This window comes from Mycobacterium malmoense, from assembly GCF_019645855.1.
GTDB lineage: Bacteria > Actinomycetota > Actinomycetes > Mycobacteriales > Mycobacteriaceae > Mycobacterium > Mycobacterium malmoense.
Genome location: NZ_CP080999.1, coordinates 4443681 through 4458846, shown reverse-complemented (window position 1 = coordinate 4458846; position 15166 = coordinate 4443681). Strand labels below are relative to the sequence as shown.

Sequence of the window (15166 nt, the reverse complement as noted above, 5' to 3'; positions counted from 1 at the left end):
CCCCTAGCTGTCGTCTCCTCCTTTGCCGGCTGGGCCGGGTTGGGCCAGGCCGTAGTCCCAGCTACTGGGGACCATCGGCATCCCTGGGCCGTCGCCGAAGGCCTCGCCGGCCAGCGTGGTCAACCCCGCCGCCTCGACGATGCCTTTGCCCGCCGTCCCGACAAGCCCGAAAAGTCCGCCGCCCACATTGGAGGCCACAGCGCTCAACTGGTCGCCGTTCGCCGAGCCTTCGGGCTCCGGTTCCAGGTCCATGTACTCATACCCGCGGCCGAGCATTTCCACTTTCGCTTTCCGGCGTCGACGCGCCCGCGCCTGTTCCCCAGGCGTGGCCGCCGCCGCGGCTGCGGCGATATCGGGCTCCGGCGCCTTCTTTTTGGTGCTGGCTTGGTCGCTCGCCCCGTAATCCATGCTCAGGCCGCCACCCACCAGGTAGGGAAACGGCCCCGGCCCCGCGGCCGGCGGTGGCGCGGCACCGGCCGCGGTGGGCGCGGTGGGCGCGGGAGCCGGAGCCGGGGCCGACGCCGGGGCTGGCGCCAAAGTCGGGGATGGCGCCGGGGTCGGGGCAGGGCTCAAGACCGGGGCGACACTGACGACCGGCTGCGGCACGACGATCGGCGCAATGGGGATCGTTTCGACACCCGTAGGTATCGCGGCCAAACCGGCCAGCCCCGCGCAGCCGGCAAAGCCGCCTGATGCGATCGCCGCCAGGGGCGCGGTCGCCAAGGGCACCAACAGCGCCTGGATGAGCGGAAGCGACACCAGGAAATGCAGGTCCTGAAGTATAAAAAGGGTTACGTGAAAGCCGACCAGGTACGCGACGAGCAGCGAGACCGGAACGATGTACTCGGGACCAGCCGAGGCTATTAACCCCTGGCCGAATGAAACTATCACGGACACGGATTCGGATTGGATGGGCAGTGAAGCAGATAGCGTCGGTGCCTCAAGCGTGTCTATGCTCGCCACCAGTTGCGCTAACGCCGCCGGGCTGGTGAACGGAGAGAACAGCTGACCGATCAGCGGGACATCCTGAGCCGGGATAATTTGCTGTATCAGCTCGTCAAGCACCGTGAAAAACGCGTAGAACGGTCCCGCGCCAGGGTCCGGCGGCGGCTGCATTGGCGGGCCTCCTGCCGCAGGCGCGTTGGCTTTCACGATCGCGGGTGCCGCGGTGCTGTGCGGCGCCGACGCCACCGCCGCCTCCGAGACCGCCTCATAGGTGTTCATTACGGTGGCGGCCTGAATCCACATCCGCACGTAGTCGGCCTCGTTGAGCGCGATCGGGATGGCGTTGATCCCAAAGAAATTGGTCGCCACCAACACCGCGTGGGTGGCGTGGTTGGCGGCCAACTCGGCCAGGGTCGGCATCGCCGTTAGCGCGGCGGTGTAAGTCGTGGCCACGGTTCCCTGCTGGGCGGCCGTCGCGGCGCTGTTGGCGCTGGCCTGCATCAGCCACGTCAGATACGGCACATATGCGGCCTCAAACGCCTCGGCGGTCGGGCCTTCCCACGCGCCGGCCCGTACAGACGCCAACACCGCGCTGAGTTCCTCAGCGACTGAAGCGTATTCGACGCTCAACGAGTTCCACGTTGCCGAGGCCACCAGCAACGGACCGGGTCCGGGCCCGCTGGACAGCAGCGCCGAATGCACTTCCGGTGGGGAAGCGATCCAGACCGGGGCGGTCATCGCCGGCCGCCGGTGAGATACGACGTGGCCGCCGCGTTCGTGCGCAGTCTCATGACAGGCCTCCCATCAGTGCTTACGCAGAAACCTGCCCGTTTAATGAAAATCATTTTCATTAAACGGTAGACCAGATGTTACTGCGAAGCGGACCTAATGACAATCGTTTTCAATAGAGGCACCGATTGGCATGGCTAGGGGACGCCGCGCGGGGGTGAGGATGGTGCGTGGCGGGCTGGGGTGGGCCCGGGTTTTCTTAGAGCTTAGGAGCCTCGAGCCGCGGGCAGTGAAGTGTTGCTCGTCATGAAACACCTTTTCGCGCAGTCTAATTCGCTCCATGGCGGGTTGTGGCGCGGTCGGCGATATCGGGCCCTACCCGGCTGGGGTGAGCCGGATCGCCACCAGGTGGAGCCGGTCCGCCGCTTCGGCGAACTCGTCGAGCGTCGGTATCCGCCGGTCGCGGAATTTCAATCCGATCATCCGCTGGGCGCGCCGCACGCCGTAGGACTCGGCGCAGCGGTGGTACAGGTCGGAGACGACGGCGCGGTCGCGGATGAGCTCGCCGCGCATGGCGGTGGTCTTGCCGTCGTAGACCACCTGGGCGGGTGCGCCATCGCGGAAGTTCTGCTTCCACGAGGCGCCGGTCAGCGCATAGAGATCGTTGTCGATCACGTGGGCGCTCACCGGGATTGAGTACGGCCGCCCCGTCTTTCGCCCCGTGAAGCTCAACACCATCAACTGCTTGCGTGCGGGCCCGGCGAGCGGCGTGCGCAGCAGGAAGCCCAGCACCGGGTTGACGAGCCGGAGTAGGGCCGACGGCGGGTGACTGACGTCTATCGCGGGCGACTGTTCTGCCATGCCAAACACCGTAAGGCCAAATGGACACTTTGTTGCCGTCGCCGGTCGGTTTCGTCGGAGGGGAGCCCGAAGGACATTGCCGGTCGGGCGCCCGCGGCCTCGGACGTCAGGAGCTGATGGTCGTTTGGCTGTCGATGATGTTCATAGCGTCCATCGACGCGGCCTGGCCGCTGTCGAGGGGGTTGGCGTTGGGCTGAAGCACGAACACGGCGCCCCGGCCGGGGATCGCGACCGTCTTCTGTGCCACGGCGCCCTTCTTGCCGTCCGGAACGTGGGAGCCACTGATCTGCCACGTCTGGAAGCCGCTGAGCGTTGATGCGCTTCCGTTGCCAGAGCCCCTGGTGACCCGGCGGGTTCTGCAGCTTGGCTTGGTCGACGTCAGCTAGCGGTCCGGGTGTGGTGGGAAGGTGCTGGGTCCCCGGACCTGCGGCGATGATAGTTACGGCGGCCCGGGCAACGCGAGCCGTAACGCGAGGGCGAGCTGCGAGCTAACGCGACATCTCCCTATTTGTTTGTCGCTTCTCACAGGTTTCCGGGGACGGTTTCCTACGTCGGTAGCTTTCGGGCAGCCGAGCTGGACATAACTAGGAAGAACTTGTGCTCGTGGCACTTTCGAGGGGCTTTGAGCGATCACCGCAGGAATATGCGGCTCCGCAATCTTCATGGAGTTCAAAAACTCCTGGTAATCCCGTCGCGCACCCATATCACAGCAAATCCCATCTACTGCTGCGATAGTTCAATATGTAAATACCATCCAGTAGCACACTGCCCCCGGCATTCACCCCACGCTCAAGATAACTATCGCCGCGACAATGCAAATTTTTCGTCAGGGCGTACAGAACCCTCTTGTTTTTGCTGAGAAAGATAGTGCTTCGCTGCCGACGCCGACGCGGCCATGCCCATTGCCCAAGTGCTGCGGTCAACTGCAGCAAGCACCGCGACCATGACCATCACACAATGTGCCTCGATCTTCGGCCAACGGATCTGTGTCGGCCCGGTGTCGGCGCGCGAGGAAAACCCTTCCCGCATCACCATTCGTCCAATTCAGGTAATAGCTTTCTGTGCATTTCGGGCGACTTTGCTGACAACATATATCCCCACAGTTAAATTACTGATTTGTTGCCAAAATTCGCTCAACATAATTCCTAGTTATGTTCACTTCTGTTGTTATCCAAAACGCACGTGAACTAGATCGAAAGTCGCCAGCACTTCTTTAAGTACGGCTCGGGCACATCGTTTCCATCGGTCATGACAGGAAGGCGCTCAGATGAAGCGTAAACAGCACAAAATCAGGCGGAATCGCCGGTCACTGAAGGCGAGCCGTGGCCGTGTGGTCGGTTTGGGCACGGCTGCCAGCGCTTTTCTGACTGCCGCGATGGCCCCGATGGCCGCCGCGCCCCCGGCACGGGCTGGGGTGCTTGACATGATTATCGATCCCATCGTCCAACCCGTGATCGGGGCCGTCAGCACGGCTGCCAACGAGGGCATTACTGCGGGCACCACAGCCCTGGAGGGCATCAATGCGGGCGCCGATGGTGTTCTCGGTGGCCTTAGTGCCGGCACCGCCGCCTTCGAAGGCATTCACGCGGCCACCCTCGAAGGCATTACGAATAGCATCAATGCGAGCACCGCTGCCTTCAATGGCATGCATACTGCTGCCTTTGAAGGCATTACCAACAGCCTTAATGCCAGCGCCGCTGCCGTCAACATCAGTGGTGTCAGCGCCAGTGCCCTAGATCCTCGTGCCGCGCTAAATAGCGTCGTTTACAACGCGTTCGACGCCTTCTACAACACCGTCTACGCGGCCGGCCAAAACTGGATCGCCAGCCCGGCCGGTGAACAAATGGACGGGTTGATCAACGGGCCGTTCCTCTATTTGTTCGGGCGCGACCTCATCGGCAACGGCGTCAACGGTTTCGAGGGTCCTAACACCACGTTGCTTGGCCAAACCGGGCTCTTCGGCAACCTGCAAGACGGCGGGTTCTTATTCGGCAACGGCGGGGCCGGTGCGGCCGGTACCGCCGCTCACCCGGTCGGATTTACCGGCGGTTCCGCCGGGCTGATCGGCAACGGTGGGACCGGTGGCGCCGGCCTTAATGGCTACGCCGCTAGCGGGGCCTATCTCGCTGGTGGAATCGGTGGTCCCGGCGGCATCCTGATGGGTAACGGCGGCGCCGGTGGTGTCGGCGGAATGTCCGCCCCTGGTTATCACGGCGGATTTGGGGGTCACGGAGGCTCCGCTGGTTTCTTGTTCGGCAACGGTGGCGCTGGTGGAGCCGGAGGCGCCAGCAACCCCGCCGGTGGCTACGGCGGGATTGCTGGCGCCGGCGGTAACAGTGCCTGGCTGGTCGGCAACGGAGGCGTAGGTGGTTCCGCCGGCAACAACATCGCCGGTTTAAATACTTACAACAGTGGCAAGGCCGGTGGCGCCGGTGGTTTGGGCGGAATTCTGGCCGGCAACGGTGGTGCCGGCGGGAACGGCGGTGCCGCCACTCCCGGTTACCCCGGCTACTACGGCGGTGCCGGCGGTGCCGGCGGATTCGCCGGGCTCCTGGGCCAAATCGGTGCAGCCGGCATACCTGGGGCTAACAACTGATACCTCACTGGGCGTAATGGCCGTCTCTCATGACCGCCGACCGCCACTTTCATCTAGTCCACGAACTTCCAGATCACAGACAGCAAAGGACTACAACAAATGCAACAGCGAACAGCCCTCCGGCCTCTCGTCACCGCGGGTGTTGCGGCGGTAGGCGCCAGCATGATCGCCCTAGCACCGGCGGTCTCCAACAATCTTGCAGTCGATATCCAACACGGCACGGCCACCATCCAGCAACGCGCGGTGGGGCTGACCGATTACGTCGCCAACCCCATCCAAACCTGGATCGACACGTTCCAGACGCTGGGCTACAACCTCCAGCAACTCGGCTCGCAATTCCAGCAGTATCCCTTCCCGCTGGCGCAGCAGGTAGCCGCTAACTTTGCGCAGTACGCAGTGGAATATGTGCAGCCGTACCAAGAGGCCGGAAACGCCGCTGTCAATTACTTACTCGGGACTGGTCCAGACACTTTGGCAGGGGGTCTTCAAACGGCGTTCAGTGATGCGGCGTCCGGCAATATCGCGGGCGCGACGGAGCAACTGGTGTCGACTCTGGTTCAGGAGCCGCTCCAACAGATCGGCCAGCCGATGGAAACAATTCCGCAGATCCTTAACCCCATCACACAGAACTTCGCCACCACAACTGCTTACCTGACGACCACCGCGATAACGGAGTACGGGGTAGTTCTCGTCATCTACATGCCCTCACAATTCGGGAGCGTGCTCGGTGAGGCCCTGCAAAATGTCTACAACTCGTTCACCGCCGGAGACCCAGTGGGGGGTGTGATCAACGCGATTGATGTCCCCGGCGAAGTGGCAAACGTGCTCCTCAACGGTCTGCCACGAACCCCCGGACAGTACTATGGCGGCCTGTTCAGCAACAATGCCGGCATTGCCGAAAGCACCATATACCTCACCCAAGGGCTGGCAGGCAAAATCGCCGCTCCCAACGCCCAGGACATCATGAGTGGCGGCAGTCTCTCGTATGGGTTGGGGTATTTCGGGAACGTGCTGGCCACGGGCTTCCCCACCCCGCAGACCACCTTCGATACCTTGGTCAACTCGATTCAAACTTATTTGGGTGGCTTTAGCGGTGCGGCTGCTGCCATTTCGCCGGCAGCCAGTAGCATCGCGGCGGCTTTCGACTCGGCCGATCTGTTCAAGGCGTTTGATCCGGCGATGGTGACCAATATCGCTGCGTCGCTTGGTCCGTCGTTGGCGGCCGATGTTGCGGGGTCGTTGGGTTCGTCGTTGGGTGCGAATCTTGCGGGATCGTTGGCGACAACGCTGCCAGTCGACCTTTCAATGATGGCGCTGCACATCCTCTCGGCGCTGTGAGTCTCGGTAAGGCCTGCCGTCACTGCAGGTGACGGGTAATGGTAATTGGCTCCCTTCGTTATCGGTGTGGTGTCTGCCGGCGGCCCGATCGGTGCCGCCGGCAGACGGCCGGGTGTTGGAGGTATTTCGATGATGCGGATTGGGTCGGCGGCGCTGGCGTGGTGTTGTGGCGCTAATTCCTCACTGCCAGTGTGTATTACCGCACGCAGCGTGGCCTGAATTTGGGTGTGGTCTCGATGTCTGTCCACAGTCGCGAATTGGGTGAGGAGGAAGCCGCCGCTCAGGCGTTGGGTGGTTGCGACACACGCGCGGGCGCTGACGCCGGGCTGGCCTGGGAGTGTCAGGAGGTTTTTGATTGGGCGCAGGAACGTATTGATGAATTGATCGGTTTGGTCGAGGCTAAAGAACGATTCGCGTTGTGGCGCACCGCACTTGAGATCGGCCAACGTCGTCTCGAGTATGGCGCCGCGGTGACGTCCTGTACGGAAAACCATATGGTGTTCTTGGGTGCGCCGGGTACAGGGAAAAGGACGTTCGCCCGGGTGGTGGGTGAGGTGTTGTTCGGGGTGGGTACGACCACGCGCCCAGGTGTCACCGAGGTCGCCGCCCACGACATCGTCGCGGTGGGTGATCTGTTGCGCAGCGCGGCCAGGATGAAAGACGTGTGCGACCAGGCACGCGGCGGGGTGCTGTTTATCGATGAGGCCTACCGGCTGGTCCCAGACACCGACGACCACTTTTTGGGTGTGGACGCGATCACCACCTTGCAAGCATGCATGACGGCCTACCACGACGAACTCGTGGTCATCGTCGCCGGCTACCCCGGCCCGATGCAGGACTTCTTGACAGCCCATGTCGGGCTGGCCGGTCAATTCCACACCACCATGACCTTCACCAGCTATACCCCTGAGGAAGTGGTCGCTATTGGGCGTCGCTTAGCCGGTAAGGAGAACCTCCACGTCGAGGACACAGTGTGGGAGCTGTTGCGCGCTGAGGCAACCCGACTGTGCTCGATTCCGTATGGCAGTGGCACGCTGCTCGACGTCGCCGGCAACGCCCACTACGCACACGACGTGATCCGCACCTGCCAGCGCGCACGGCTCCGCAAACTGCACCGACTAGCGCCCAATCGCCGCGATCTCGAGCAACTGGTGTGCGCCGACCCCTGCGTCCTGCACGTCAGCACCACCGACATGAAACGCGCGATCACCGCATCACACCCAGCCGTGACAACCTGAATCGGCGTACCGTCGACGCCTACCCCCGCGAGTTATCTGGCGGCGGGGGCCGATTGTTGTCGATTTGGGCTGGCGACCAACATCGGGTTGTTGATCGGCAACCCCCATAACGCCGATGCCAAATTGAAATCTGTTTTAACTCAATACTTTTCGGCGATCCGGTTGCGGATTTCGGCCGAAGTCGGCCGGGAAGGTTACGACACCGTCTCGCCCCGTCGTCCACAGGACCGACCATCGCTGTCAGAAAATCCCTCTCGAAATACCACACGAAGGGGCGACGATGCAGTAAGAGACAGCTATGCGGTCACGAAGGGTCCTCGTCGGGTTTGTCGCGGTCATCGCGCTCGTAGTCGTCTTCGTGGCCTTCATCGCGGCGGCCCCGCCGATCGCCTACGACGGTGAGCCGCAGCTCGTCACCACCCCCGTCGACCACGTCGACACGCTCATCGGCACCGGGACGGGCGGTGCGACGGTGGGGGAGATCAACAACTTCCCCGGCGCCGCGGTGCCATTCGGAATGGTGCAGTACTCGCCGGACACCGTCGGCAACTACGCCGGCTACAACTACGGCAACCCCCGCTCCACCGGGTTCAGCATGACCCACGCCTCGGTGGGCTGTGCCGCGTTCGGCGACATCTCGATGCTGCCGACCACCACCGGAATCGGCACGCAGCCATGGAACGCCTGGGAAACGATCGCCCACGACGACACCGAGCAGGGCGCGCCAGGCTATTACACGGTGCGGTTCCCCGACACCGGAGTGACCGCGGAGCTCACCGCCACCACCCGCGCCGGCGTCGGCCGGTTCAGCTATCCACACAACGGCCGGCCGGCCCTGTTCCACGTGCGCTCGGGCGCGTCGCTGGCGGGCAACTCCCGCGCGACCATCCAGATTGGCGAGGACAACACCACGATCACCGGGTGGGCGACCAGCGGCGGGTTCTGCGGCAAGAACAACACCTACACGGTGTATTTCGCCATGAAGTTCAGCCAGCCGTTCGCCTCCTACGGCGCCTGGGACGGCTATTCCGTCTACCCCGGCGCCCGCGGCGCGGCTTCGCCCTACAGCGGGGGCTACGTAACGTTCCCGGCCGGCTCGGTGGTCGAGGTGCGGACCGCGATCTCCTACGTCGGTATCGACGGGGCGCGGGCAAACCTCGAGGCGGAGGGCGCGGCGAGCTTCGACGACGTCCGCGCCGCCGCGGTATCCCAATGGAACGCCACGCTGTCCTGCATCACGGTGGCGGGCCGCAACGCCGACAATCTGGAAACCTTCTACACCTCCCTGTACCGGTCCCTGCTGCACCCCAACACCTTTAACGACGCGGACGGGCGCTACATCGGATTCGACGGCGTCATCCACGCCGTCGCCAAGGGGCGCACCCAATACGCCAACTTCTCCGACTGGGACACCTACCGCAGCTTGGCGGCCCTACAGGGACTGCTGTTCCCGAAGCAAGCCAGCGACATGGTCCAGTCGCTCGTCAACGACGCGGAGCAGAGCGGATCGTATCCGCGCTGGGCCCTTGCGAATTCGGCGACCGGCGAGATGAGCGGCGACAGCGTGGTACCGCTCATCGTGAACCTTTACACGTACGGCGCCAAGGATTTCGACCTGAAGACGGCCCTGCGCTACATGATCGACGGGGCGACCAAAGGCGGTGTCGGGCTTAATGGTTACGTCGAGCGGCCGGGCATCGCCACCTACCTGGGGCTGGGCTACGCGCCGCACACCTTGGAGTTCCGCGCCGATGACAAGATCGTCGACGCCTCGATCACGCTCGAATGGTCGGTCGACGACTTTGCCATTTCCCGATTCGCCGAATCACTTGGCGACACCGCGACCGCCGCCGAATTCCAGAACCGCGCGCAGTACTGGCAAAACCTGTTCAATCCCAGCACCCGTTACGTCTCGCCCCGCGGCGCGCTGGGATTCTTCGCCGACGGGCCCGGGTTCGTCGAATCCGCTTCGGGTTTCGGCCAGGACGGGTTCGACGAGGGCAACGCCGAGCAGTACGTCTGGTGGACGCCGCACAACGTCGCCGGACTGGTGACCGCTCTCGGCGGGCGCGCGGCGGTGGCCGGCCGGCTCGACCGGTTCACGAAAAAGCTCAACGTGGGCCCCAACGAGCCGTACCTCTGGGCCGGTAACGAGCCGGGCTTCGGGGTGCCGTGGCTGTACAACTACATCGGTCAACCATGGAAGACCCAGCTCACGGTCGACCGGGTGCGCGGTCTATTCGGTCCGACGCCCGACGGCGAGCCGGGCAACGACGATCTCGGGGCGATGGCGAGCTGGTACGTGTGGGCCGCCCTCGGCCTCTACCCGAGCGCCCCGGGCACGCCGATCCTCACCGTGAGCGCACCGCTGTTTGATCGCGTCGTAATCGCGCTTCCGGCAGGCAAATCCATTCGGATCTCCGCCCCGGGTGCGTCGGGACCGTATCACCTGAAGTACATCAGCGGCCTGAGCATCGACGGCCGGCCCACCGACCACACGTCGCTTCCCGAGGACATCATCCAGACCGGCGGCGACGTCACGTTCTCGCTCGCCGCCTACCCCAACAAGACCTGGGGCACAGCAGAATCCTCCGCGCCGCCGTCGTTCGGGGTGGGCGGTTCGGCGGTGACCGTCAACGTTTCCCAACCCACCATCACGATCGCGCCGGGACACACCGGCACCGTGAGACTCGACGCGCAACGGATGGTCGACGGCGCCGGGGGTTACACCATCACCGCCACGTCCTCCGATGATGGGATTACGGCGCCACCCGTGTCCGGGGGGTTCGGCTCCGACGGGTCGGCCGCCATCGACGTCGCGATCGCCGTGGCGAAGCCGGTGCCCGACGAGTACTACCTGGTCCTTCTCACCACCACGGTTGGCCAGAGCGTCCGCCGGTCGATCGTCCTGGTAGACGCCCAGGCCGAGACGGGTTAGACCATGTCGTTCTCGGTTAGCCACCGCATCACCGGCCAGCCGATGAATACGGGTAGCCAGCAGGTGAGCACCCGATACAGCAGGACCGACGGAACACCGATGGCCGCGGGCACGCCGAAGGCGGCGAGACCACCGATCAGCGCCGCTTCGACGGCGCCGACACCGCCGGGCGTCGGCGCGGCGGAGGCGAGCGTTCCGCCGACCATCGTCACCACGGTGCAGGTCACGAACGTCGCGCCGCCGCCGAACGCCTCGACACTGGCCCACAGTGCCAACGCCGCGCCGAGAGTCGTTCCGGCGCAACCGAGTACGATCAGCGCCAAGCGTTTCGGTTCGCGGACAAGCGCGATGAGGTCGTCGGTGACCTCCTGCAGCCTCGGGCGCACCGCCGTCGCCAACCAGCGCCGCAGCCTGGGCACCAACAGGAATGCGCCGACGATGCCCAGCGCCACACCCGCGATCAGGTACAGCACCGTGGCGTTCGGCACGAAATGCGAGAGGTCCATGGACACGCCCGCGACGGTGCTGAACAAGACCAGCAACACCAGGTGGGCGATCACCTGCACCGCCTGCTGCAGCGCCACCGCCGCGGTGGCCCGCACCGCGGACAGGCCGCTCTTTTGCAGGAACCGGGTGCTAAGCGCCAGCCCGCCGACGCCGGCCGGGGTGGTGGTAGCGGCAAAAGTGTTGGCCACCTGCGCGATTGACAGTTTCCAGAAGTTTACCGTCCCGTCGGTGCAGGCCCACAACGCGGCCGCCGCGCCGAGATACGTCAGCGCGGACACCAGCAAGCCCAGCAGCGCCCACCACCAGTTCGCGGTCCTCAACTCGGAAAAGAACGTCGGCACCGTGCTGATGAACGGATACGCGACATAGACCAGCGCGACGAGCAGGACCAGTCGAATGACCTGGCTGCGGGTGAACCGGGTGATCGTTTCGGTTTTGATCTGATCGGCACCCGTTTGCCGCTTCACCTCCCCGCGCGCGGCGGAGATGACGGCGCTAGCGTCGGCCATGGATTGTCGGATTCGTTTTGGCACAGCGGATTTCGTGAGCCGGCGCGATGCGGTCAAAACGGTGTCCTTGCCGAATACGTCGATCGCCGCGCCCACGGCGGACTTCGCGTCATACAGCGCCGACGTCGTCACCAGGAGCTGAGCGATGTCAGATTGGAGTTGGGTGTCGGTGGCGCCGTATTCGGCGCTGCCGAATCCGCCGAACAGCACGGTGCCGTCGTCGACCGTGATCTCGGCGCCGCGCAGGTCGCCGTGCGAGATCTGGTGGTCGTTGAGGATTCGCAGCGATTCCCAGGCGCGGGCAACCGGTGTCGTCTTTGCGCATTCGCCGAGCGGAATTCCCCGAACGGGGTTGTGCGAGTACAACATCCAGCCCCGATCGAGGGTGGCGACGGCGATCGTCGACGTGTTGGCGACGCCCACGTCGCCGATCGCGATGGCCATCAACGCGCGGTGCTCGACGGCCCGGCGCATCGACGCCACCAGGGGTGCGGTCTCGCTGTCCCGCAGCCGCAGCTTCCGCCAGAGCTGAAGCAGCGCGCCGCCGCTGCGCTGGTGTGGACCATACAACTCGATCAGACCCTCGGCATCGGGATCCGAGGCCGTGGCCGCAAGAACGAGCGGCCCGGGCCCGGCGGGTCGCACCACCCGAAGCGCGGTCACCACGAATCCGCGTTTGGCCAGCGCGCGAACCGCGCCGTCCAGCGGCACTTCCAGGGCGGGAGTCCCGACGACCAGGACCACCAACGCGCCGACGAACCAGCCAACCGCCAGCCCCACCAGCGAGCGCGCCGGGACGATGGCGCTGATGACGAGGTGGATCGGCACGAAGGCCAGCAGCAGCGCCCACCACCAGTGCCGCCAGCGCGCGGGCAGCCAGGGGCCGGACACGGTGAGCACCGCGGCCAGCATCGCGATCCACCGCGGGTCGTCGAGAAACTGGGCCGGCAGCGTGGAGAGCCGGTCGGAGACGTCGAAGTGCCATCGGGGTGCCGCGATGCGGTTGCTGCTGATCGACAACGGCAGGACCGCGACGAGGGCGGCGGCCGCGTAGGCGCCCAGCAGTTTCCATTGCCGGGCGACGATCAGGCCGATCAGGATCATGAACGGCAACGCCAGGATCGCGAATCCGTAGACCAGGTACACCACGTCGGATTGCGTGGGGGACAAGACCCCGACGATCTCGGAGACGGACTTCTCCAGCGCGACCCACCGGGGCCGGGTGATCAGGGAGCTGGTGATCACCGCCGCGAGGACAACCGCCGCCAGCACGAGCCGGATGATGTCGTTGGTCCGCCGGGTTAGCGGTTGCAGCAAGCTACCCGAAACGCTGATGTCGCGCCCGTCAACTCGCATGTTCTTACGATCCTTCGGATCGGCCCGGCACCGCTGGCTAATTCTGCTTGCTGGTTCGCCGACAAGTTAACCGGATACCTGATTCCAGGACAGCTTCTTCACATGCGGCGCGCGTAGGGTCGGTACCTAGACGTGCTAGCGAATGGAGGACATGAGGGTGGCCAGAACCGACAACGACACGTGGGAGATCACCGAGAGCGTGGGTGCGACGGCGCTGGGCGTCGCTGCGGCCCGAGCGGCGGAGACCGAGAGCGAAAACCCACTAATCAGCGATCCTTTTGCGCGGGTGTTTCTCGACGCGGCCGGCGATGGCATGTGGAATTGGTTCGCCGCGCCCGACCTGCCCGCCGAGATCGCCGAGGCCGAACCCGACCTGAAGCCGCGGATGCAGGGAATGGTCGACTACATGGCCGCGAGGACGTCGTTTTTCGACCGGTTCTTCCTCGACGCGGCCCGCGCGGGCGCACATCAGGTGGTGATCCTGGCGGCGGGTTTGGACTCGCGGGCGTGGCGGCTGCCCTGGCCCGATGGCACCACGGTCTACGAGCTCGACCAGCCGCGGGTGCTGGAGTTCAAGTCCTCGACGTTGCGGGAAGCCGGCGCGCGGCCGACGTGCAACCTGGTGCACGTTCCGGTCGACCTGCGCCACGACTGGCCGGCGGCGTTGCGGCAGGCCGGTTTTGACGCCTCGGCGCGCAGCGCCTGGTCGGCCGAGGGGCTGTTGCCGTTCTTGCCGGCGGCCGCCCAGGACCTGCTCTTCGAGCGCGTCCAAGCGCTGAGCGCCTCCGGTAGCCGGATCGCCGTGGAGGCGCCCGGTCCCGACTTTCTCGACGAGGCCGCCCGCGCCAAGCAGCGCGAGACGATGCAGCGGGTGCGCGACCTGATGGCCAAACTGGAGCCGCAACGCGACATCCCCGATGTCCAAGACCTGTGGTATTTCGAGGAGCGGGAAGACGTCGGCGACTGGTTGCGACGCCATGGTTGGGACGTGGCGGTGACCCCGGCGGAGGAGTTGATGGCCAGCTACGACCGCAGGCCCCCGCAGGGCATCGACGACGCCGCCCCCCAGACCTTGTTCGTGGCAGCCGAGAGGAACTGAGCGTGGCCAGAACCGACAACGACAGCTGGGAGATCACCGAGAGTGTGGGGGCGACGGCGCTGGGGGTGGCGTCGGCCCGGGCGGCGGAGACCCGAAGCGAAAATCCTTTGATCAGTGACCCGTTCGCGCAGGTCTTCCTTGACGCCGCCGGCGACGGAGTGTGGAACTGGTATTCGGCTTCGACGCTGGCCCCCGAGTTACTCGAGGCCGAACCCGAGGTGGCGCTGCAGATGAAGGCGATGGTCGGCTATATGGCTTCGCGCACAGCGTTTTTCGACCAGTTCTTCCTCGACGCGACCGGCGCGGGCATTCGCCAGGCGGTGATCCTGGCGGCGGGCCTGGACTCGCGGGCGTGGCGGCTGCCCTGGCCCGACGGCGTCACCGTCTACGAGCTCGACCAACCCAGGGTGCTGGAGTTCAAATCGTCGACGTTGGCCGAGCACGGGGCGCAGCCCGCCTGCAATCGGGTCGCCGTCCCGGTAGACCTGCGCCAGGACTGGCCAACGGCGTTGCGGCGGGCGGGTTTTGACGCCTCGGCGCCCAGCGTCTGGTCGGCCGAAGGGCTGATGCCGTATCTGCCGGCTGCGGCCCAAGATTTGCTGTTCGAGCGTGTTCAGGGTCTCACCATCGCCGGCAGCCGGGTTGCCGTGGAGGCGCTGGGACCAAAGTTTCTCGACCCCGAGTTTCGCGCCAGGCGTCGCGAGCGGATGGAGCGGATTCGTGCGTTGATGGCCGACCTGGACCCGGACCGAGAGGTTCCCAGGACCGACGAGCTGTGGTATTTCGAGGAGCGCGAAGACGTCGGCGACTGGTTCCGCCGGCACGGCTGGGGCGTGACGGTGACGCCGTCACTCGAGCTGATGGCCGGCTATGGCCGCGGCGCCGCCAAAGAGGTGGAGGACGCCGTGCCGGGGAACTTGTTCGTGGCCGCACAGCGGGCGTAGCGAGACCGCAAGTTTTCCGAGTCGCTCGGCATGATCCAATCTTGGCGCTGAGCATCGCTGACCAGGGTACGGGCCGCGAAATAGGCTGGTGTGCCACCTCATTCAG

General features: G+C 65.0%; 11 protein-coding genes. 6 read left to right on the top strand and 5 right to left on the bottom strand.

Annotated features, from left to right (window positions below; all coding sequences use genetic code 11):
* Positions 1-3: 3 nt before the first annotated feature.
* The 4 genes from K3U93_RS20465 to K3U93_RS20450 form a co-directional block, all read right to left on the bottom strand.
* A complete protein-coding gene (locus tag K3U93_RS20465; RefSeq protein WP_083011940.1) occupies positions 4-1683 on the bottom strand; it encodes a PPE domain-containing protein in 1680 nt (559 codons plus the stop codon).
* Positions 1684-2049: 366 nt separating this feature from the next.
* Positions 2050-2535: a hypothetical protein gene (locus K3U93_RS20460; protein WP_083011943.1), complete on the bottom strand. Its 486-nt coding sequence runs from the start codon at positions 2533-2535 to the stop codon at positions 2050-2052.
* Positions 2536-2641: 106 nt separating this feature from the next.
* Positions 2642-2821 carry an LpqN/LpqT family lipoprotein gene (locus K3U93_RS25065; RefSeq protein WP_230981702.1) on the bottom strand — a complete coding sequence of 60 codons (180 nt, stop codon included), beginning with the start codon at positions 2819-2821 and terminating at the stop codon, positions 2642-2644.
* Between the two features lie 512 nt (positions 2822-3333).
* Complete coding sequence (locus tag K3U93_RS20450; protein WP_139797159.1) at positions 3334-3570, bottom strand: hypothetical protein; 237 nt, start codon at positions 3568-3570, stop codon at positions 3334-3336.
* A gap of 388 nt (positions 3571-3958) precedes the next feature.
* On the opposite strand from K3U93_RS20450, the gene K3U93_RS20445 reads away from it, so the two are divergent.
* The 4 genes from K3U93_RS20445 (at position 3959) to K3U93_RS20430 (ending at position 10645) form a co-directional block, all read left to right on the top strand.
* Complete coding sequence (locus K3U93_RS20445) at positions 3959-5131, top strand: PGRS repeat-containing protein (RefSeq protein WP_176220052.1); 1173 nt, start codon at positions 3959-3961, stop codon at positions 5129-5131.
* Positions 5132-5293: 162 nt separating this feature from the next.
* On the top strand, positions 5294-6469 hold the full coding sequence (locus tag K3U93_RS20440; RefSeq protein WP_083011948.1) for a hypothetical protein: 1176 nt from the start codon (positions 5294-5296) through the stop codon (positions 6467-6469).
* 236 nt (positions 6470-6705) lie between these two features.
* Positions 6706-7707, top strand: coding sequence for an AAA family ATPase (locus K3U93_RS20435; protein ID WP_083012004.1), 1002 nt, complete (start codon positions 6706-6708; stop codon positions 7705-7707).
* A gap of 298 nt (positions 7708-8005) precedes the next feature.
* On the top strand, positions 8006-10645 hold the full coding sequence (locus tag K3U93_RS20430; protein WP_083011951.1) for a GH92 family glycosyl hydrolase: 2640 nt from the start codon (positions 8006-8008) through the stop codon (positions 10643-10645).
* On the opposite strand, the gene K3U93_RS20425 is transcribed toward K3U93_RS20430, so the two are convergent.
* The gene (locus K3U93_RS20425) at positions 10642-13017 is read right to left on the bottom strand and encodes a lysylphosphatidylglycerol synthase transmembrane domain-containing protein (protein ID WP_071509139.1); all 2376 of its coding nucleotides are present in this window, start codon (positions 13015-13017) and stop codon (positions 10642-10644) included. The two genes, K3U93_RS20430 and K3U93_RS20425, sit on opposite strands and share 4 nt — an antisense overlap.
* A gap of 157 nt (positions 13018-13174) precedes the next feature.
* Here K3U93_RS20425 and K3U93_RS20420 point away from each other — a divergent pair, with 157 nt between their 5' ends.
* Together K3U93_RS20420 and K3U93_RS20415 are read left to right on the top strand one after the other, a co-directional pair.
* Positions 13175-14116: a class I SAM-dependent methyltransferase gene (locus K3U93_RS20420; RefSeq protein WP_083012006.1), complete on the top strand. Its 942-nt coding sequence runs from the start codon at positions 13175-13177 to the stop codon at positions 14114-14116.
* Positions 14117-14118: 2 nt separating this feature from the next.
* Positions 14119-15060, top strand: a complete 942-nt coding sequence (locus tag K3U93_RS20415) for a class I SAM-dependent methyltransferase (RefSeq protein WP_083011953.1) — start codon at positions 14119-14121, stop codon at positions 15058-15060.
* The last annotated feature ends 106 nt before the right edge of the window (positions 15061-15166 follow it).